This is a genomic window from Bacillus sp. FDAARGOS_1420 (assembly GCF_019344915.1).
GTDB lineage: Bacteria > Bacillota > Bacilli > Bacillales > Bacillaceae_G > Bacillus_A > Bacillus_A mycoides.
Genome location: NZ_JAHWJB010000001.1, coordinates 129,909 through 150,869 on the forward strand (window position 1 = coordinate 129,909; position 20,961 = coordinate 150,869).

Consider the following 20,961-nt stretch of genomic DNA (forward strand, 5'->3'; position numbering starts at 1 on the left):
TAAGAAGTGGTTACAGCAAATAAAATTATAATTTATTCGTTGTTCCACTTCCCTTCGCTAGTATTATCTAGATCAGGTGTTGTAAGGGTTAAGGATTATTCCTCTCTCAGCACGAAAAGCACCCCTAGTGGTGTTAATATGAAATTTTTAAATAAAAAAGCCCCGTTTCTATACGCAAAGAAACGGGGACTCATTGTTAATGTCCGAATTGCTTCCCTACGCTAGCATAATCTAGATCAGGTAATAAAAAGGATCAAAGGCTTAGGGCCCTACTCTCAGCTGGCAACACCAGCCCTCCTAGCAAACTATAAAATTATCACTGTCAGTATAACATCGCCATAAGACATCATCAACTGTTTTAATTTTCTTAATTGAGAATTAATTCTTAACGTGTTAAACAAATATAAATACGACCTCACAAATGATATATACAATATTTATATACGAATCTCTCTTCTGACATTATTTTTATTGATTTCATATTACATTTATGTGAATACGACCAATATATTATATCTTTATACTATAATAAAATTACAACTATACAACTAGAGGAGGTCTTTATTACATGAATAAAGCTACAGCTTTAACAGCAACTACTATCGCAATTGCTTCTTTACTTCCTTCTATGGGAGAATCCGATATACAAACAGCGGCTGCTAAGCAACCATCTACAGTAAAAACTGGATATGTAAAAATTGACAACGTTGCACTACATCAAAATAGCCATACAGACAGTGCAATAATTGATAACATTCGATTTAATAGCCCGGTTACTATTCTTGATACAACTCAAGATTGGTATAAAGTATCTGTTAACAACAAAACAGGCTATATGAAAAAAGATGCAATTCTATTCAAAAAAAATGTTCAACCAAAGTCTCAATATATCGTAAATGCAAACGCATTAAACGTTCGTTCTGAACCTAATACAGAGTCTTCTATTCTAGATATATTACCAAATGGTCAATTCATTACCATTCAAGGTGAACAAGGGGATTGGTACAAAATATTACATAACGGTCAAATTGGTTACGTACAAAAAACATTTGTATCTAATGGATCCACACCTCTAGTAAAAGGTGTAACAGTACAAGGTTCTCCTTCGTATACTGTTGCAACACCAAAATTAAATGTACGTAGCAATGCTAGCACAAGTGGCACTCTACTTGGCTCATTACAAAATGGTACACAAGTACAAGTAGTAGAAACGGTAGGTACTTGGTATAAAATTCGTTTTGGCACAGGATACGGATATGTAGCAAAACACTATGTAGTGCAAAATCAAAATCAAGCACACGCTGAAACAGCTCCACCTGCATCAATTCCAGCAGTTTTCAAATTCCCTACTCAAGGGAAAATCAGCTCCACTTTTGATATGCGCTGGGAGCAAATGCATTATGGTATAGATATAGCAGCACAAGGAAATGTCTCTATTCAAGCTGCTGCTGCAGGTAAGGTTGTGAAATCTTATTATTCGGCTAGCTACGGCAATGTCGTGTTCATCGCCCATCAAATAAATGGGAAATTATATACAACAGTTTATGCTCATATGAAGGATCGCACTGTACAAGCTGGTGATCAAGTACAAACTGGACAATTAGTAGGTCATATGGGAAACACAGGTCATTCATACGGGCAACATCTCCATTTTGAATTACATAATGGGGAATGGAATTTTGAAAAAACAAATGCAGTAAACCCACTGCCATATTTAGTTAGGTAAATTATATGCCACGCAATATACCTCTCTTTATTGAATACCTGGCCTTTTTAGGTTTAATCTGTTGTTTAATCATTTATAATACGAACACTGTATTTTTATCTATTATTATTGCTTTTGTTGCTTTAGAAATCATTATGGAAGCATTACAAATGCGGCTAAAACAAAAAATTGCCCATATTTATAATGTTATTTTTCTTTTAAGTGCTCTTATAACAAATATAATTAGTAATGGTTTTTATTTATCTACCGTACTTCCTGTATTCTTTATAGGTGTTTTATTATTCATAGCTAGATACGTTCATGTTCCTAATGACCAAAAACATGAACAAGAAGCTTAGAAAGAGGAGACACTGTGTACCAATCTTTCAAAGATAATCCAATGAAATATATATTGAATTTATATGAAAAAATGAATACTTTTTTTGGTATACAAAGAAGTTATACTGCACAATTTCTCCTTTATGGAATGTTATTTCTTATCTTAGTTACTTTCTCCTTGCTTTACTAACAAAAAAGGATCTCACATAAACTTGAGATCCTTTTTAATTTATATTAATTTTTAATATGTAAAATAAGGTTTATCCGCAAGCATATTTTTCATAAATAAAACTAAGATTATATTTTTTCTCTAAGCTCATTCTTTGTTCATCGTCGCACCAATAGAAAAGAATATCATGAATCGTTGCATAACGCTTATTTTTAAGAAATAGTTTAAAGAATGATGGTAAACAATCATGTAATTGTATAAATATATAATTGCGTAGTATTTCTTCTTTGTATTCAATTCCCTTACAAATATACAGTAATTCTTCACAATAATATGCATGCTGTGGAACTTGGATCATTTCGAAAAATGGTACATATGATAGTAGCTTTCCAATAAAATGACCATACCGATCCATTACCCCTATCGTCATATGCTCCATCATTTCTTTCATCACATATAAATAATCATCTACATGAGTTGTCTTTAAAGGGTCTAATCGATCGGAAATTTGTGAAAGTACAGCTCTTTGACAAGCTAAAACTGCTTGACTAGGTCCATAATATGATAGGAAGTCTGTACACTTACGATACTTTCGTAATAAGTCATGTGTATATAAATCATACACAAAAGTATTACAATACATTGCCAGACTCATCATATCACTATTTAATTGCTCTTTTGACAATAGCTTAGCTCGCTTACACATATAAAAGAATGTAAATTCCAATACTTCTTTATGAGATAATAGATGTTTGCAATCTGTTATACATTTCTCATTAAATTTAACTCGCTCCCAAATTTCTACATCCTCAGCTGTTAATTCACCAATACGATATTTAATAATTAAATAGTTTAAAGCAACTGCTTTCGTCAAAAGATCCCATGTTTCATACTCCAATGAAGTTCGGACAAATTCATCTAGCCCTTGGGTTATCATAAAAGCATTTGCCTCTTCATACCAACCAATCTCTTGACATAAACGAAGAATACGTACTAGAGTTGGAATTTCATCTTTATGAAACTGCGGTAAATTCTTTACTTTATTCATGCCATATACGATAAATGGCGCTAAATTCTCTTCTTTATAAAATTCTTTTTCTTTCCATACTAATATAGTTCGCTCTTTCCCTTCACCTTTTGGATGACAAGGTACAAGCAAAGAAAATAACTCAGCGAAATTATTTGGTTCTATATATGTATCTGTAACCAAATTCCAATTTGGATCGCCCTGTACAGCCCTCATATAATTCCCCTTCCCTTTTTATCCCGCTATTTGTGGGCAGTAAGACTCCCACCTCAAAATTCTGCGAATACAAGGAAGTTAGGTGGGAGATAAAACTGCCTATAAAAGCCCGATTGGTTCAACTAATAATTATTGTGGGATGGACACCCCCCAATAATTAAAGTTTCACTTTATCTACGTAGGAAATATTAATTCATTATTACATCATTAACAATAAATATTGTTATATTCAAAATCTATCATAATACTTATATCTCTCAGTATATCATTTTTTCTCTTATTAAAAATTAGGAATGACAAATTTAAAAAAACTGTCAAAAATATTGACTCTATACTTATTATATAATGTCTCAGATACATCACGCTAACATATTAGTTTAATCCGCATATACTAGAATAATGTATCTGATCTTTATACATAATTTATTCCATATGCTCTGAGATTTCACTTAAAGCAAAACCTGCTTGATCATCTGCTGATTTTCTTATAGCTAAATCACCTAGTGCTAGCATCCCAACAAGTTGACCGCTCTCAACTACCGGTAACCGTCTAATTTGATATTGTGCCATTAATTCTGCAGCTTTTTCAATAGAATCATCTGGGGAAACTGAAACAATGTTTGTTGTCATTACATTTGTAATTTGATTAGATCCAGGATGTTTTTCAGCAATCCCACGAACAACTAAGTCTCGATCAGTAACAAGCCCAACAACTTGTTTATTTTCAATAACAGGAATCAATCCAACCGATTCTTCCTTCATTTTTACAGCTGCCTCATATACATTGTCTAATGGTGTACAATGTACGATATGAGTACTCATAAGTTCTCTAACTTGCGTCATTTTTCATCTCCTCCTTTTAATACATACCATAGCTTTTCCTAAATCCCTTTATTTATTTCGGGAAAATAAGGTGATAAAAAGAGGCTTATACATAATAAAAAAGAGTCAGCAATATGCTGACTCTTTTTTTATGACCCGTACGGGATTCGAACCCGTGTTACCGCCGTGAAAGGGCGGTGTCTTAACCACTTGACCAACGGGCCATGGCTCCGCAGGTAGGACTCGAACCATCGACCTCACGCTTATCAGGCGTGCGCTCTAACCAGCTGAGCTATAGGCCCATATACTTTACAGGGGCAGTAGGAATTGAACCCACACTGGAGGTTTTGGAGACCTCAGTTCTACCTTTAAACTATGCCCCTAAATGGTGCCGGCTAGAGGACTTGAACCCCCAACCTACTGATTACAAGTCAGTTGCTCTACCAATTGAGCTAAGCCGGCATAAAAAAAAACAAAAAAATGGTGGCTCGGGACGGAATCGAACCGCCGACACGAGGATTTTCAGTCCTCTGCTCTACCGACTGAGCTACCGAGCCAACATAAAATGGCGGTCCCGACCGGGGTCGAACCGGCGATCTCCTGCGTGACAGGCAGGCATGTTAACCACTACACCACGGGACCATTGGTTGCGGGGACAGGATTTGAACCTGCGACCTTCGGATTATGAGCCCGACGAGCTACCGTACTGCTCCACCCCGCGACGATATTATGTTTTAAAAATAAATGGAGGAGGTAGAGGGATTCGAACCCCCGCGCGACTCTCGCCGCCTGTCGGTTTTCAAGACCGATCCCTTCAGCCGAACTTGGGTATACCTCCGACATATAAAAAATAAAGTGGAGCCTAGCGGGATCGAACCGCTGACCTCCTGCGTGCAAGGCAGGCGCTCTCCCAGCTGAGCTAAGGCCCCATGTTTTTGGGAAAATCGGGAAGACAGGATTTGAACCTGCGACCCCCTGGTCCCAAACCAGGTGCTCTACCAAGCTGAGCCACTTCCCGTTAATAAAAGCGCGCCCGAGAGGAGTCGAACCCCTAACCTCTTGATCCGTAGTCAAACGCTCTATCCAATTGAGCTACGGGCGCATATGGTGCCGAGGGCGGGGGTCGAACCCGCACGGTGGTCACCCACCGCAGGATTTTAAGTCCTGTGCGTCTGCCTGTTCCGCCACCCCGGCATGTCATACTGAAAATTGGAGCGGAAGACGGGATTCGAACCCGCGACCCCAACCTTGGCAAGGTTGTATTCTACCACTGAACTACTTCCGCAAGACATGTTTGAGTTATTTTATTAAAAGTGCGGGTGAAGGGAGTCGAACCCCCACGCCAAAGGCGCTAGATCCTAAGTCTAGTGCGTCTGCCAATTCCGCCACACCCGCATATTTTTAAAGAAAATGGTGAGCCATGAAGGATTCGAACCTTCGACCCTCTGATTAAAAGTCAGATGCTCTACCAACTGAGCTAATGGCTCTTAATGGCTGGGCTAGCTGGATTCGAACCAGCGCATGACGGAGTCAAAGTCCGTTGCCTTACCGCTTGGCTATAGCCCAATAATTAAGAAATGGTGGAGGGGGGCAGATTCGAACTGCCGAACCCGAAGGAGCGGATTTACAGTCCGCCGCGTTTAGCCACTTCGCTACCCCTCCGACATATATGGTGGAGGATGACGGGATCGAACCGCCGACCCCCTGCTTGTAAGGCAGGTGCTCTCCCAGCTGAGCTAATCCTCCATTTTGCCTGGCAACGTCCTACTCTCGCAGGGACAAGGTCCCAACTACCATTGGCGCTAGAGAGCTTAACTTCCGTGTTCGGTATGGGAACGGGTGTGACCTCTCTGCCATCATTACCAGACTATATTCAATTGAGACAAACATTATTATACTTGATTCACTTAGAAAGTCAATAAGTTTTTTATATTCTCTCAAAACTAGATAACGTTGCTTCATATTATATGGTTAAGTCCTCGATCTATTAGTATTCGTCAGCTCCACATGTCACCATGCTTCCACCTCGAACCTATCAACCTGATCATCTTTCAGGGATCTTACTAGCTTACGCTATGGGAAATCTCATCTTGAGGGGGGCTTCATGCTTAGATGCTTTCAGCACTTATCCCTTCCGCACATAGCTACCCAGCTATGCCCTTGGCAGAACAACTGGTACACCAGCGGTGCGTCCATCCCGGTCCTCTCGTACTAAGGACAGCTCCTCTCAAATTTCCTGCGCCCACGACGGATAGGGACCGAACTGTCTCACGACGTTCTGAACCCAGCTCGCGTACCGCTTTAATGGGCGAACAGCCCAACCCTTGGGACCGACTACAGCCCCAGGATGCGATGAGCCGACATCGAGGTGCCAAACCTCCCCGTCGATGTGGACTCTTGGGGGAGATAAGCCTGTTATCCCCGGGGTAGCTTTTATCCGTTGAGCGATGGCCCTTCCATGCGGAACCACCGGATCACTAAGCCCGACTTTCGTCCCTGCTCGACTTGTAGGTCTCGCAGTCAAGCTCCCTTATGCCTTTGCACTCTACGAATGATTTCCAACCATTCTGAGGGAACCTTTGGGCGCCTCCGTTACACTTTAGGAGGCGACCGCCCCAGTCAAACTGCCCACCTGACACTGTCTCCCGGGTCGATGAGACCCGTAGGTTAGAATTTCAATACAGTCAGGGCGGTATCCCACCAGCGCCTCCACCGAAGCTAGCGCTCCGGTTTCAATGGCTCCCGCCTATCCTGTACAAACTGTACCAAAATTCAATATCAGGCTACAGTAAAGCTCCACGGGGTCTTTCCGTCCTGTCGCGGGTAACCTGCATCTTCACAGGTACTATAATTTCACCGAGTCTCTGGTTGAGACAGTGCCCAAATCGTTACACCTTTCGTGCGGGTCGGAACTTACCCGACAAGGAATTTCGCTACCTTAGGACCGTTATAGTTACGGCCGCCGTTTACTGGGGCTTCAGTTCAGAGCTTCGCTTACGCTAACCCCTCTCCTTAACCTTCCAGCACCGGGCAGGTGTCAGCCCCTATACTTCGCCTTACGGCTTCGCAGAGACCTGTGTTTTTGCTAAACAGTCGCTTGGGCCTATTCACTGCGGCTTTCCGTTAAGAAAGCACCCCTTCTCCCGAAGTTACGGGGTCATTTTGCCGAGTTCCTTAACCAGAGTTCTCTCGCACACCTTAGGATTCTCTCCTCGCCTACCTGTGTCGGTTTGCGGTACAGGCACCTTTTATCTCGCTAGAAGCTTTTCTTGGCAGCGGGGAATCAAAGACTTCGCTCCATAAGGAGCTTCCCCATCACAGCTCAGCCTTTACGATAAGCGGATTTGCCTACTTATCAGCCTAACTGCTTGGACGTGCACAACCAATCGCACGCTTCTTCTATCCTTCTGCGTCCCTCCATTGCTCAAACGATAAAGAGGTGGTACAGGAATATCAACCTGTTGTCCATCGCCTACGCCTGTCGGCCTCGGCTTAGGTCCTGACTAACCCTGAGCGGACGAGCCTTCCTCAGGAAACCTTAGGCATTCGGTGGACGGGATTCTCACCCGTCTTTCGCTACTCATACCGGCATTCTCACTTCTAAGCGCTCCACCAGTCCTTCCGGTCTGACTTCACTGCACTTAGAACGCTCCCCTACCACTGATACCATTGGTATCAATTCGCAGCTTCGGTGGTGTATTTAGCCCCGGTACATTTTCGGCGCAGAGTCACTCGACTAGTGAGCTATTACGCACTCTTTAAATGGTGGCTGCTTCTGAGCCAACATCCTAGTTGTCTAAGCAACTCCACATCCTTTTCCACTTAATACACACTTTGGGACCTTAGCTGGCGATCTGGGCTGTTTCCCTCTTGACTACGGATCTTATCACTCGCAGTCTGACTCCTAAGGATAAGTCATTGGCATTCGGAGTTTGACTGAATTCGGTAATCCGATGAGGACCCCTAGTTCAATCAGTGCTCTACCTCCAAGACTCTTACACTTAAGGCTAGCCCTAAAGCTATTTCGGGGAGAACCAGCTATCTCCAGGTTCGATTGGAATTTCTCCGCTACCCACACCTCATCCCCGCACTTTTCAACGTGCGTGGGTTCGGGCCTCCATTCAGTGTTACCTGAACTTCACCCTGGACATGGGTAGATCACCTGGTTTCGGGTCTACGACCACGTACTAAACGCCCTATTCAGACTCGCTTTCGCTGCGGCTCCGCCTCTTCAGCTTAACCTTGCACGGGATCGTAACTCGCCGGTTCATTCTACAAAAGGCACGCCATCACCCATTAACGGGCTCTGACTATTTGTAGGCACACGGTTTCAGGATCTCTTTCACTCCCCTTCCGGGGTGCTTTTCACCTTTCCCTCACGGTACTGGTTCACTATCGATCACTAGGTAGTATTTAGCCTTGGGAGATGGTCCTCCCAGATTCCGACGGAATTTCACGTGTTCCGCCGTACTCAGGATACATTCAAGAGAGAACGAAGTTTCGACTACGGGGTTATTACCCTCTGTGACGGACCTTTCCAGGTCGCTTCGTCTACCTCGTTCCTTTGTAACTCCGTATAGAATGTCCTACAACCCCAAGAGGCAAGCCTCTTGGTTTGGGCTAGATTCCGTTTCGCTCGCCGCTACTCAGGAAATCGCATTTGCTTTCTCTTCCTCCAGGTACTTAGATGTTTCAGTTCCCTGGGTCTGTCTTCCATACCCTATGTATTCAGGTAAGGATACCATACCATTACGTATAGTGGGTTTCCCCATTCGGAAATCTTCGGATCAAAGCTTACTTACAGCTCCCCGAAGCATATCGGCGTTAGTCCCGTCCTTCATCGACTCCTAGTGTCAAGGCATCCACCGTGCGCCCTTTCTAACTTAACCAAACTAAAATTAAAAAAATATGAGCTACACTGTTATCTAGTTTTCAAAGAACATACATTTAAACTTGAGAGATAGTTCTCTCAAAACTGAACGAAACAAAACAAGTCAACGTTTATTGATGAACTGCGTTCATCAATTCTCCATAGAAAGGAGGTGATCCAGCCGCACCTTCCGATACGGCTACCTTGTTACGACTTCACCCCAATCATCTGTCCCACCTTAGGCGGCTGGCTCCATAAAGGTTACCCCACCGACTTCGGGTGTTACAAACTCTCGTGGTGTGACGGGCGGTGTGTACAAGGCCCGGGAACGTATTCACCGCGGCATGCTGATCCGCGATTACTAGCGATTCCAGCTTCATGTAGGCGAGTTGCAGCCTACAATCCGAACTGAGAACGGTTTTATGAGATTAGCTCCACCTCGCGGTCTTGCAGCTCTTTGTACCGTCCATTGTAGCACGTGTGTAGCCCAGGTCATAAGGGGCATGATGATTTGACGTCATCCCCACCTTCCTCCGGTTTGTCACCGGCAGTCACCTTAGAGTGCCCAACTTAATGATGGCAACTAAGATCAAGGGTTGCGCTCGTTGCGGGACTTAACCCAACATCTCACGACACGAGCTGACGACAACCATGCACCACCTGTCACTCTGCTCCCGAAGGAGAAGCTCTATCTCTAGAGTTTTCAGAGGATGTCAAGACCTGGTAAGGTTCTTCGCGTTGCTTCGAATTAAACCACATGCTCCACCGCTTGTGCGGGCCCCCGTCAATTCCTTTGAGTTTCAGCCTTGCGGCCGTACTCCCCAGGCGGAGTGCTTAATGCGTTAACTTCAGCACTAAAGGGCGGAAACCCTCTAACACTTAGCACTCATCGTTTACGGCGTGGACTACCAGGGTATCTAATCCTGTTTGCTCCCCACGCTTTCGCGCCTCAGTGTCAGTTACAGACCAGAAAGTCGCCTTCGCCACTGGTGTTCCTCCATATCTCTACGCATTTCACCGCTACACATGGAATTCCACTTTCCTCTTCTGCACTCAAGTCTCCCAGTTTCCAATGACCCTCCACGGTTGAGCCGTGGGCTTTCACATCAGACTTAAGAAACCACCTGCGCGCGCTTTACGCCCAATAATTCCGGATAACGCTTGCCACCTACGTATTACCGCGGCTGCTGGCACGTAGTTAGCCGTGGCTTTCTGGTTAGGTACCGTCAAGGTGCCAGCTTATTCAACTAGCACTTGTTCTTCCCTAACAACAGAGTTTTACGACCCGAAAGCCTTCATCACTCACGCGGCGTTGCTCCGTCAGACTTTCGTCCATTGCGGAAGATTCCCTACTGCTGCCTCCCGTAGGAGTCTGGGCCGTGTCTCAGTCCCAGTGTGGCCGATCACCCTCTCAGGTCGGCTACGCATCGTCGCCTTGGTGAGCCGTTACCTCACCAACTAGCTAATGCGACGCGGGTCCATCCATAAGTGACAGCCGAAGCCGCCTTTCAATTTCGAACTATGCAGTTCAAAATATTATCCGGTATTAGCCCCGGTTTCCCGGAGTTATCCCAGTCTTATGGGTAGGTTACCCACGTGTTACTCACCCGTCCGCCGCTAACTTCATAAGAGCAAGCTCTTAATCCATTCGCTCGACTTGCATGTATTAGGCACGCCGCCAGCGTTCATCCTGAGCCAGGATCAAACTCTCCAATAAAGTTAGTTTGTCTAGCATCTAAAAATAAAAATTGACGTTCACGTTGTTTGTTTCGTTCAGTTTTCAAAGAACTTGTCTGCCACTTCAAAAGCGACTTCATCATATTAACATCTTCATTTTTCGATGTCAACTATGTTTTTAATTTTCTTTTTTGTCGTTTTCTGCGTTTCCGCATCAGCGACGTTTATTAATATACCATCATGGTTTTTAAATAACAAGTATTTTTTATAAAAAAATACAAAAAGTTATCTATCCTACTTTCTTCTATAGAAAGAACCCTTATCCTTTCTACTAAAAACATTCATTTTGATTGTATACAAGTTACTATACACTATCATCAACCAGGCAGTATTTCACAATAACTTCCTAACCTTTAGTCTTCTCTTTTTTTAATTTTATAATTACCATAGTTCTACTTAAGAAGGACAAATAATTATTTAAATGTAGAGTAACAAAAAACGAGGCCACTATACTAGAGCAAAACTTTAATTCCTGATTTTTCTCTCCAATCAGGAATTTTGCTTCCACAAATAACAAACTTCCCCTCGAAATATTAACTTAAGATTATTGTTAGAATTTTTTTACATTTAATTAATGAAAGATATCCAATTTTTGTTATATAGTAAGAAAGTGCCCACAAAACTATAAATAAACTAATGGAGGAATTATTTTATGGATAGGTTAACAAAATTTTCATTAAAAAACCGAGCCGCTATTATTATCATGGTTTTTCTCATTTCCATACTCGGTGTTTATTCCGGCTCTAAATTACCTATGGAATTTTTACCAAGCATCGATAACCCTGCAATAACTGTTACGACATTATCTCAAGGGCTCGATGCTGAAACGATGACCAAGGACGTAACTGATCCCCTTGAAAAACAATTTCGTAATTTAGAACATATCGATGGCATCACTTCTTCCACACATGAGGGATTATCACGCATCGACATTGCATATACATCCAAGGCAAATATGAAAGACGCGGCACGCGAAGTCGAAAAAACAATTAATACGATTAAATTACCTAAAGATGTAACTAAACCTGTTGTTAGCCAATTAAACACTTCTATGATTCCACTCGCTCAAATTACCATCCAGAAGCAAAACGGATTTTCAAAAGCTGACGAAAAACAAATTGAGAAAGAAATCGTACCACAACTCGAAAGCATTGATGGTGTTGCCAATGTTATGTTTTTCGGAAAATCAACTTCCGAATTATCCATCGTACTTGATCCTAACCAACTAAAAGATAAAAACGTAACATCACAGCAAGTATTAACAGTTTTACAAGGAAAAGAAACTTCCACTCCAGCCGGAGCAATTACCGTTAATAAGGCAGAATACAATCTTCGTGTCATCGGGGATATAAAAAATGTAAATGACATAAAAAACATCACAGTTACACCTCAAGTAAAATTACAAGATGTTGCTCAAATTGAATTAAAACAACATTACGATACAATCTCGCACATAAACGGGGAAGAAGGAACAGGATTAATCATCATGAAAGAGCCGAGTAAAAATGCGGTTGCAATCGGAAAAGAGATTGATAAAAAGATTAAAGATATAAGCAAGCAATATAAAGATCAATTCTCTATTAAACTTTTAGCTTCAACTCATGAGCAAGTTGAAAATGCTGTTACTAGTATGGGAAAAGAAGTAATCCTTGGGGCAATTGCTGCAACTCTCATTATCTTAATCTTTTTACGCAGCTTCCGAACAACACTCATCGCTGTCGTTAGTATTCCATTATCTATTTTATTAACACTATTTTTACTCCATCAATCTAACATCACACTTAACATTCTAACTCTTGGTGGCTTAGCCGTTGCAGTTGGACGTCTCGTCGATGATAGTATCGTTGTCATCGAGAATATTTTCCGTCGTTTACAAAAAGAATCTTTCTCTAAAGATATTATTCTCGATGCAACAAAAGAGGTCGCCGTCGCAATTACCTCTTCTACTTTAACGACAGTCGCCGTTTTTTTACCTATCGGTCTCGTATCGGGAGTAATCGGAAAACTAATGTTACCTATGGTATTAGCAGTTGTGTATTCTATACTTTCTTCCTTAATTGTGGCATTAACAGTCGTTCCACTTATGGCTTTTTTACTGCTCAAAAAAACAAAACGTCGCAATTCACATTCTTCACCGCGATATGTCGCTACATTAAAGTGGGCTCTTTCTCATAAGTTTATCATTCTACTCACTTCTTTTTTATTATTTGCAGGATCAATTGCAGCCTACATACTACTTCCGAAAGCGAACATAAAGTCTGAGGACGATACAATGCTTTCCGTTAACATGACATTTCCAGGTGATTATGATTCTGAAGCTAAAAAACAAAAAGCCTTTGATTTCGAAAAGAAACTCCTCTCTAATTCTGATGTAACAGATGTTATTTTGCGAATGGGATCTAGCGCAGAAGATGCACAATGGGGACAGACAACTCAAAACAATCTTGCAACTATATTTATAGTCTTTAAAAAAGGATCTAATATCGACCAATATATTAAAGAATTAAAAAAGGATCATAATACTTTTGAACCAGCTGAACTTGATTATATAAAAACGAGTTACTCTGACTCTGGAGGCGGAAACAACTTACAATTTAACGTAACCGCTACTAACGAAACAAATTTAAAAAAGGCCGCTAACATCGTCGAAACAAAACTAAAAGGTATGGACGATCTCTCTAAAGTAAAAACAAATATGGAAGACTCTAAAAAAGAATGGCAAATTCATATCGATCAAACAAAAGCGGAACAACACGGTTTAACACCAGAATTAGCAGCACAACAAGTATCGTTCCTTATGAAGAAATCTCCTATCGGGGAAATTTCAATCAATAATGAAAAAACAACTATTATGATAGAGCATAAAAAGGCATCCATTAACAAACAAGAAGATATTTTAAACACAAACATACTCTCACCTATTAACGGACCTATTCCTTTAAAAGACATTGCAACTATTTCAGAAAAACAACTTCAAACGGAAATCTTCCATAAAGATGGGAAAGAAACGATTCAAATTACCGCAGAAGCTTCAAGTGAAGATTTAAGCAAAGTAAGCGCAGAAGTAAACAAGGCGATAGCCGACTTAGATTTACCTAACGGGGCAAAAGTAAATATCGCAGGTGCTACTGAATCTATGCAAGAGAACTTCACAGATTTATTCAAAATTATGGGGATTGCAATTGGGATTGTATATTTAATTATGGTTATCACCTTCGGGCAAGCACGTGCTCCTTTCGCGATTTTATTCTCTTTACCATTAGCTGCTGTCGGCGGTATTTTAGGATTAATCATTTCAAGAACACCTGTTGACGTAAATTCATTAATCGGTGCATTAATGTTAATCGGGATTGTCGTTACAAATGCTATTGTATTAATAGAAAGAGTGCAACAAAATCGGGAAAACGGTATGGAAACAAGAGAAGCCTTACTAGAAGCAGGATCTACTAGATTACGCCCAATTATTATGACAGCTATAACAACAATCGTCGCTATGCTACCACTCCTCTTCGGGCAATCTCAAGCAGGAAGTATGGTATCGAAAAGTCTGGCCGTCGTTGTAATCGGTGGTTTGGCAGTCTCAACCGTTCTTACATTAGTAGTCGTTCCCGTTATGTATGAACTATTAGATAAAATCGGGAGAAAAAGACGTTCCCGTAGAAAAATAAGTACTTCTACAGAAACACCTGATATTTAAACTAAAAGGCGTTATCTTCAATTATGAAGATAACGCCTTTTTTATCCCTCTACCTACCCATAATATAATCCATCACTTTTTTACCATACTTCTCTAGCGGCTCTCCAGAATCCACAATAAGATATTCACCATGTAAAGGCCTTTTACTGCCAGCCAGACATTTTTGAAATGCTACTTCTGATTCTACTTTTGTAATTTGACTTATCTTACGTTCACGGGTTTGTAACCTACGATTAATTTCTTCTATATTATTAAGATAACATTCAATATATTTATATGTAGCACCATACTTCCGACATAAATCTATTCCTTTTTTAACCATCCCTCCGTAGAGACACGGACTATCTAATATCACACTGTGCTCTTGCTCCAACAAAAAATCGATCAGTTCCCACTCAATATCATAGGAGATTCCCCCAACCACTTTTGGTTCAACACCTTTTTCCTTTAATGATTTTAATAAAGCTGATTTCACGACGTCATGATCTACAATAACAGCACCTGTTAATTTAGCGATATACTTAGAAAGTGTCGATTTCCCAGATCCAGGAAACCCCGACATTTGCAGAAAAAACACTTCCAACCCCCTCCCTATTTTCAGCCGAATTTCTATATATTAAGTTACCTATTCGGTCACTCTTCTTCTTTTCCTGCCAACAACAAAATGACCGTAAAAAAACTCCCTGTTTTATAAACAGAGAGTTTTCATCTTCAAATTATGCCACTTTTACCTTCTTCGTCGTTTTACTTTTTCTTTTCGCTCCTGTAAAACGCTTGTGTAATACAGATGCTACGAAACGAGAAATGATATTAAAGAGTAATACCATAATAATTAATACAGCTGCAGATTTTGTTGCAATTAACTTCGCATCTGGGATAATCCCTTCAGAGTTTAATTTCCAAATGTGAACAGCTAACGTTTCAGCTGGTCTAAATGGATTTAAAGGATGCGAGGGGCTCGAGAAGTCCGCTGCTGAATTTAAAATAGGTGATGTTAAACCCGCTGTATAAATTAACGCCGCAGCTTCACCGAATATACGGCCTGCCGCTAAAATAATACCTGTAATGATTTGTGGTAACGAAGACGGGATAATGATGCGGGCAATTGTTTGCCATTTCGTTGCACCTAGTCCAAGACTCGCCTCTTTTACATTATGAGGAACTTCAGAAATCGCATTTTCACAAACACGTGTTAAACCAGGCAAATTCAAAATAGTTAAAGCAAGAGCTCCACCCATTACTGTATATCCCCAGCCTGTCATGGTAACAAATACTAATAAGCCAAATAGTCCAACAACAATAGAAGGTAAAGACGCCATTGTTTCAATACATAAACGAACAAAACTTAAAAAACGACCTTGTTTTGCATACTCCGCTAAATATATTCCAGCCCCTAATCCAAGAGGAATAGATATAATAAGTGTTATAACAAGCATGTAGAAAGAATTGAATAACTGTGGACCAATTCCCCCACCAGCTCTTGTATTGCTTGGTTCTCCGAATAAGAAACTAGGATCCCAAAATCCCCATCCCTTTTGTAGAATTTCGTACATTAAAAAAGCCAGCAAAGCTACAACTAAAGCTGCAACCCCATAAAAGATACCTGTCCAAACTTTATTTACCGTTCTTGCATTCATTATTATCGCTCACCTCTTTGACCAATCGCTCGAATTACTAAAATAAACAGGAATGAAATAACAAGTAAAATCATTGCTAACGTCCATAGCGCATTGTTCCAAGCTGTTCCGTTCAATGTATTCGTCATATCCATTGTTAGAATACCAGTTAACGTTGCTGTTGGACTATATATTCCTTCCGGTAATTTAATCGTGTTCCCGATTACCATTTGAACCGCTAACGCTTCACCAAAAGCACGCGCTAACCCTAAAACTATACCTGTTAAAATTCCTTGTTTTGCAGCAGGAACAATAATTCGGCTAATCGCTTGCCATTTCGTCGACCCTAGACCGTAAGAAGCTTCCAAGTAATCAAACGGAACAGAGCGTATCGCATCAGAGGCAATACTAGCAATAGTAGGTAAAATCATAATACTCAGGACAATAATACCCGCAATTAAACTAAAGCCCACTCCACCGAATGAATCACGTAATAGAGGAACCAAAATCGTAACCCCTAATAATCCGTATACAACTGATGGAATACCAACTAATAATTCTAAAACAGGCTTTAATACTTTATTCCCAAACTTCGGCGAAATTAAATTCATGAATATAGCAAGAGCTATAGCAATTGGTGCACTAATGATAACAGCACCTAACGACACAAGTGTCGAACCGACAATAAAGATTACAGCACCATACGTACCTTGATCAGCATTTGGATTCCATTTTGTCGAAGTTAACACCTCAGAAAACGAGATACCACTTTGCGTGAAAGATTGAATTCCTTTGCCGCAAATAAACGCAATAATAGCTAATGTAATAAAAACAATAAAGATACCGCAAAACGTAACAAGTGATCTACCTATATATTCACTCTTTACGTAATTAATTTGTTTTTTCCCCTTCATCACAGGACAGACCCCACTTCATAGATTGCATTGAACAGGACTGGCCTTGCAGCCAGCCCCATAAAATTTTATTACTTATTTAATTTAGACATTGGAATGTAACCCATATCTTCTACTTGTTTTTCAAAGTCTTTACCTTTTACATAGTCGATGTAAGCCTTAGTTGCTTCCTTCGCCTCACCTTTCGTTACCATGTACTCGTAAGACCAGAATGGATATTTACCAGCAGAGATGTTTTCAATCTTCGGTTCAGCACCATCAATTTTCACAGTTTGCAATGCACCTTTCTTATCGCCAACCATGTAAGACATTGCTAAATAGCTGATTGAACCTGGAGTAGAGTTAATCGCTTGCTCTACTGCACCGTTAGAATCTTGTGTTGTACCAGTTCCATCATTAATTTTAGCTTCTTTCATAACTGTTTTTTCAAATGTAGCACGTGTACCAGATGAAGCTGGACGATTAATTACATTGATTTTTTCATCTTTTCCGCCTAACTCTTTCCAGTTCGTCACTTTTCCAGTGAAGATATCTTGTACTTGTTTTGCTGTTAAGTTATCAACTTTTACATCTTTATTTACGACAAGCGCGAATGCAATACCCGCTACCTTGTTATCTACTAATTCTTTTGCTTTTTCAGCATCTTTTATTTTATCTCCAGCTGGAACATCTGAGTTACCAATTTGTACCGCACCAGATGCTACTTGGTTAATCCCAGTTCCACTACCGCCACCTTGAACTTGAATAGAAACTTTTGAATTTTTCTCCATGAATTTCTTTCCAGCTTCCTCCGCAAGAGGTTGAAGAGCTGTAGAGCCAGCCGCTGCAATCGTACCTGATAATTCTTGTTTTGCATCGCTACCTTTAGCAGCTTCCTTATTATCCGTACTTTCTGCTTTTCCACATCCAACTAATGCACCTGCAACAACTAAAGCCGCTAAAGAAAATTTAATACCCTTTTTCATAACCATGTCTTGTACCCCCATTTGGATTATCACTTTTCGAATTCATCTTCTTTCGAACACAAATTCATTGTAGGACAACAATATTATGTGAGTGTTAAGCAATTTTTAAGTTTAAGTAAATAGAGATAACATCCCCTAAAAGCTAGACATTCCAACATTTACAGTTGAAAAAGCCAACAAAACCCACACTAAACACGTAGTATTGTAAATTTAATCTTAACAATGTAAATTCAATGTAAATGATTTTCTTTATTTTTCCCTTTAGGTTAAAACTATATTTACAATTCCCCTATATTTTTAAGCTTTTACACTCTTACTTTATTTACATTAAGAAGAATTCCAATAATATTTTTCGGTACAACTAAATAAATTGGAACAATTCTAAAAATATTTGAATATTTTTAAAGTACTAATTGACAGCATCATTAAATGTAGTCTACTATATTAGTATCAAAAAGTTTACCTAAGGAAACTTTTTAAACTAAAACTAAAAATATAGAGATGAGGTAACTTTTATGGTATCGGCTAATACTAAACCCCTTTCCGAATTCAGAACAGGGGAATTTGTACAAATTGAGAAGATACACTTAGAAGGAACTATGAAACGACGTTTATTAGATTTAGGCTTTTTTCCTGGAGCGACAATTAAAGTATTACAACGCAGCCCACTTGGAGACCCAGTCGCTTATCAAGTAAGCAACACAACTATTGCACTGCGTAGTGAAGAAAGCTCCCTTATTTTCGGGGTATTAATAGGAGATGATTTCAGATGAGTAACCATCGCATTGCGTTAGCTGGTAACCCGAATACCGGGAAAAGCACATTATTTAATACTTTAACAGGCTTAAAACAACATACTGGAAACTGGACGGGAAAAACTGTTTTAAAGGCTGAAGGGGAATATAAGCATGGCGGAAATATATATACAATAATAGATTTACCTGGAACTTACTCACTGTATTCAAATTCGGCAGATGAAGAAGTAGCACGAGATTATATTATATTTGAAAAACCAGAAGTAACTGTAGTTGTTATAGACGCAACTGCAATGGAGAGAAATTTAAATTTAGCACTCCAAGTGATGGAAATGACAAACGATGTGGTCATTTGTATTAACTTAATTGATGAAGCGGAGAAAAAAGGAATCATTATTGACGAAAAGAAATTAGCAAAATCACTCGGTGTACCTGTAGTGAAGATTTCCGCTCGCAACCGAGTAGGCATTGGTCATTTGCTAAATGTCATCGCTAAAGTAGCAAATAAAAAACTCATTCCAACACCAATTAAAATTACTTATAATGAAAAAATCGAAAATATGATTCAAGAATTAGAACCACAAATTTATAAAGTGTTCGGTGATACGTATCCAGCACGTTGGATTGCGTTACGTATATTAGATGGAGATAAAAATTTCTTAACTACACTCCAAAAACACCATAATGAACCACTTGTAAGGGAGGTCGTAATGAATGGAATCTCACTCAGCCAGTAAAGCACTTCCATTAGACTATATTATTCAACATGCACAGACACTCTCAAAAGAAGATATACGAGATGATATTGTCGGAGATATTTATCGAACATCTGCAAGCATATGTAAAGAGTCTGTTCAATATACAAATACTGATAAACTGTATCGTTCTGAAAAACTAGATAAAATTTTCACATCTCCCATCTGGGGATTCCCAATTATGCTCGGTATTTTATCTATTATTTTTTATCTTACAATTGCAGGCGCTAACGTACCCTCTGATATGATTGCTGAATTCTTCGGATGGGCAGAAGGATATTTAACATCTTGGTTCCAAGCAGCGCATGCACCTGAATGGTTACATGGCATTTTAATACTTGGTTTATTCCGTGGTATCGGTGCTGTTATAAGCGTTATGTTACCACCTATGGCAATCTTTTTCCCTATGTTCGCACTATTAGAAAACTACGGATATTTACCACGTGTCGCATTTAACATGGACCGCTTATTCAAACGATCTGGTGCACATGGCAAGCAATCTTTAACAATGGCAATGGGATTCGGTTGTAATGCAGCTGCCATTATGTCAACACGTATTATTGAATCACCACGTGAACGTATGCTTGCAATCTTAACAAACAACTTCGTTCCATGTAATGGGCGCTGGCCTATGTTAATTTTAATGGCTTCACTATTTATGGCTGCTGGTTATACCGGTAGTATGCAAACACTTGTTACTGCTGGCGTTGTAGTTGGAATGGTTGTAATTGGTGTCATTATGACATTAACCGTTTCTTGGGTACTATCAAAAACAGCTTTAAAAGGCGTTCCGACTCACTACACACTTGAGTTACCACCGTACCGTAAGCCAAAAGTTTGGAATACAATTGTACGCGCAACACTCGATAAATCAATATATGTTTTAAAACGAGCTGTAGTTGTAGCTGCCCCTGCAGCTGCATTAACTTGGTTACTTGCTAATATTTTCATCGGTGACACAAGCTTACTTATGTATTTTGTAAACTTCCTAGATCCATTTGCTAAAATGTTAGGACTTGACGGGTTTATTTTAGCTGCATTCATTCTTGGACTACCAGCTAATGAAATTGTCATCCCGATTTTATTAATGTCTTACTTATCAACTGGCGCTTTAACTGAAATAGATGATTTTAATCAAATTAAAAATCTATTCTTAGAAAATGGTTGGACTTGGTTAACAGCTTTAAACACAATGTTGTTCTCACTCCTTCATTTCCCGTGTGGAACAACACTAGTTAACATATATAAAGAAACAAAAAGTGCAAAATGGACATTCTTATCATTCGCAATCCCTACTGTTATTGCCATTGTTGTGACATTCCTCTCTACACAATTGGTACATTGGTTAGGGCTTGTATAAAAAACAAAGCATAC

Annotated in this window: 12 protein-coding genes, 17 tRNA genes, 3 rRNA genes and 2 riboswitches; of the genes, 6 read left to right on the plus strand and 26 right to left on the minus strand. The window is 40.0% G+C overall.

Going from position 1 to position 20,961, the window contains the following annotated elements; translation table 11 throughout:
* Window positions 1-32: 32 nt before the first annotated feature.
* Window positions 33-136: riboswitch (TPP riboswitch) on the minus strand.
* 60 nt (window positions 137-196) lie between these two features.
* A riboswitch (TPP riboswitch) is annotated at window positions 197-309 on the minus strand.
* Window positions 310-568: 259 nt separating this feature from the next.
* Window positions 569-1,726, plus strand: a complete 1,158-nt coding sequence (locus I6L50_RS00800) for an SH3 domain-containing protein (RefSeq protein WP_219300013.1) — start codon at window positions 569-571, stop codon at window positions 1,724-1,726.
* Between the two features lie 5 nt (window positions 1,727-1,731).
* Complete coding sequence (locus tag I6L50_RS00805; RefSeq protein WP_219300015.1) at window positions 1,732-2,064, plus strand: hypothetical protein; 333 nt, start codon at window positions 1,732-1,734, stop codon at window positions 2,062-2,064.
* A 240-nt stretch (window positions 2,065-2,304) separates the two neighbouring features.
* On the opposite strand, the gene I6L50_RS00810 is transcribed toward I6L50_RS00805, so the two are convergent.
* The 22 genes from I6L50_RS00810 to I6L50_RS00915 all read right to left on the minus strand — a co-directional run bounded on the left by I6L50_RS00810 (window position 2,305) and on the right by I6L50_RS00915 (window position 10,865).
* The gene (locus tag I6L50_RS00810; RefSeq protein WP_113936776.1) at window positions 2,305-3,456 is read right to left on the minus strand and encodes a DUF3965 domain-containing protein; all 1,152 of its coding nucleotides are present in this window, start codon (window positions 3,454-3,456) and stop codon (window positions 2,305-2,307) included.
* Between the two features lie 423 nt (window positions 3,457-3,879).
* Complete coding sequence (locus tag I6L50_RS00815) at window positions 3,880-4,299, minus strand: CBS domain-containing protein (RefSeq protein WP_219300017.1); 420 nt, start codon at window positions 4,297-4,299, stop codon at window positions 3,880-3,882.
* Window positions 4,300-4,430: 131 nt separating this feature from the next.
* Window positions 4,431-4,502: transfer RNA gene (locus tag I6L50_RS00820), tRNA-Glu, on the minus strand.
* Between the two features lie 88 nt (window positions 4,503-4,590).
* Window positions 4,591-4,661: transfer RNA gene (locus I6L50_RS00825), tRNA-Trp, on the minus strand.
* Window positions 4,662-4,664: 3 nt separating this feature from the next.
* Window positions 4,665-4,740, minus strand: a tRNA-Thr gene (locus I6L50_RS00830).
* A gap of 19 nt (window positions 4,741-4,759) precedes the next feature.
* A tRNA-Phe gene (locus tag I6L50_RS00835) sits at window positions 4,760-4,835 on the minus strand.
* Between the two features lie 9 nt (window positions 4,836-4,844).
* A tRNA-Asp gene (locus I6L50_RS00840) sits at window positions 4,845-4,920 on the minus strand.
* 2 nt (window positions 4,921-4,922) lie between these two features.
* Window positions 4,923-4,999: transfer RNA gene (locus tag I6L50_RS00845), tRNA-Met, on the minus strand.
* A gap of 24 nt (window positions 5,000-5,023) precedes the next feature.
* Window positions 5,024-5,116: transfer RNA gene (locus I6L50_RS00850), tRNA-Ser, on the minus strand.
* Window positions 5,117-5,134: 18 nt separating this feature from the next.
* A tRNA-Ala gene (locus I6L50_RS00855) sits at window positions 5,135-5,207 on the minus strand.
* Between the two features lie 15 nt (window positions 5,208-5,222).
* A tRNA-Pro gene (locus I6L50_RS00860) sits at window positions 5,223-5,296 on the minus strand.
* 10 nt (window positions 5,297-5,306) lie between these two features.
* Window positions 5,307-5,380: transfer RNA gene (locus tag I6L50_RS00865), tRNA-Arg, on the minus strand.
* Window positions 5,381-5,383: 3 nt separating this feature from the next.
* Window positions 5,384-5,472: transfer RNA gene (locus I6L50_RS00870), tRNA-Leu, on the minus strand.
* A gap of 16 nt (window positions 5,473-5,488) precedes the next feature.
* A tRNA-Gly gene (locus I6L50_RS00875) sits at window positions 5,489-5,563 on the minus strand.
* A 29-nt stretch (window positions 5,564-5,592) separates the two neighbouring features.
* Window positions 5,593-5,673, minus strand: a tRNA-Leu gene (locus I6L50_RS00880).
* 16 nt (window positions 5,674-5,689) lie between these two features.
* Window positions 5,690-5,765 (minus strand) — tRNA-Lys (locus I6L50_RS00885).
* A 4-nt stretch (window positions 5,766-5,769) separates the two neighbouring features.
* Window positions 5,770-5,844: transfer RNA gene (locus I6L50_RS00890), tRNA-Gln, on the minus strand.
* A 12-nt stretch (window positions 5,845-5,856) separates the two neighbouring features.
* Window positions 5,857-5,940, minus strand: a tRNA-Tyr gene (locus I6L50_RS00895).
* An 8-nt stretch (window positions 5,941-5,948) separates the two neighbouring features.
* Window positions 5,949-6,024: transfer RNA gene (locus I6L50_RS00900), tRNA-Val, on the minus strand.
* Between the two features lie 5 nt (window positions 6,025-6,029).
* Window positions 6,030-6,145, minus strand: a 5S ribosomal RNA gene (gene rrf, locus I6L50_RS00905).
* Window positions 6,146-6,245: 100 nt separating this feature from the next.
* A 23S ribosomal RNA gene (locus I6L50_RS00910) occupies window positions 6,246-9,167 on the minus strand.
* 146 nt (window positions 9,168-9,313) lie between these two features.
* Window positions 9,314-10,865 (minus strand): 16S ribosomal RNA (locus I6L50_RS00915).
* Together the 16S, 23S and 5S rRNA genes with 17 tRNA genes alongside form the textbook arrangement of a ribosomal RNA operon.
* Window positions 10,866-11,537: 672 nt before the next feature.
* Here I6L50_RS00915 and I6L50_RS00920 point away from each other — a divergent pair.
* Window positions 11,538-14,582 (plus strand): efflux RND transporter permease subunit, encoded by a 3,045-nt coding sequence (locus I6L50_RS00920; RefSeq protein WP_219300020.1) that lies wholly within the window; start codon window positions 11,538-11,540, stop codon window positions 14,580-14,582.
* Between the two features lie 49 nt (window positions 14,583-14,631).
* Here I6L50_RS00920 and I6L50_RS00925 read toward each other — a convergent pair whose 3' ends face one another.
* The 4 genes from I6L50_RS00925 to I6L50_RS00940 all read right to left on the minus strand — a co-directional run bounded on the left by I6L50_RS00925 (window position 14,632) and on the right by I6L50_RS00940 (window position 18,083).
* Window positions 14,632-15,159, minus strand: a complete 528-nt coding sequence (locus tag I6L50_RS00925; protein ID WP_219300022.1) for a P-loop nucleotide/nucleoside kinase family protein — start codon at window positions 15,157-15,159, stop codon at window positions 14,632-14,634.
* Window positions 15,160-15,298: 139 nt separating this feature from the next.
* Window positions 15,299-16,219: a phosphate ABC transporter permease PstA gene (pstA, locus tag I6L50_RS00930; protein WP_219300024.1), complete on the minus strand. Its 921-nt coding sequence runs from the start codon at window positions 16,217-16,219 to the stop codon at window positions 15,299-15,301.
* Window positions 16,220-16,221: 2 nt separating this feature from the next.
* Window positions 16,222-17,112 carry a phosphate ABC transporter permease subunit PstC gene (gene pstC / locus I6L50_RS00935; protein WP_219301280.1) on the minus strand — a complete coding sequence of 297 codons (891 nt, stop codon included), beginning with the start codon at window positions 17,110-17,112 and terminating at the stop codon, window positions 16,222-16,224.
* A gap of 71 nt (window positions 17,113-17,183) precedes the next feature.
* Window positions 17,184-18,083 (minus strand): phosphate ABC transporter substrate-binding protein PstS family protein, encoded by a 900-nt coding sequence (locus I6L50_RS00940; protein ID WP_219300026.1) that lies wholly within the window; start codon window positions 18,081-18,083, stop codon window positions 17,184-17,186.
* 509 nt (window positions 18,084-18,592) lie between these two features.
* On the opposite strand from I6L50_RS00940, the gene I6L50_RS00945 reads away from it, so the two are divergent.
* From I6L50_RS00945 to I6L50_RS00955, 3 genes are read left to right on the plus strand one after another with little or no spacing between them, the layout of a single operon-like run.
* Entirely contained in the window at window positions 18,593-18,850 is a 258-nt protein-coding gene (locus I6L50_RS00945; protein WP_219300028.1) for a FeoA family protein, read from the plus strand.
* Entirely contained in the window at window positions 18,847-19,569 is a 723-nt protein-coding gene (locus I6L50_RS00950) for a FeoB small GTPase domain-containing protein (RefSeq protein WP_219300029.1), read from the plus strand. The genes I6L50_RS00945 and I6L50_RS00950 overlap by 4 nt, the downstream gene beginning before the upstream one ends.
* Window positions 19,547-20,947, plus strand: coding sequence for a nucleoside recognition domain-containing protein (locus tag I6L50_RS00955; protein WP_000443603.1), 1,401 nt, complete (start codon window positions 19,547-19,549; stop codon window positions 20,945-20,947). Before I6L50_RS00950 ends, I6L50_RS00955 begins: the two co-directional genes overlap by 23 nt.
* Window positions 20,948-20,961 lie beyond the last annotated feature (14 nt).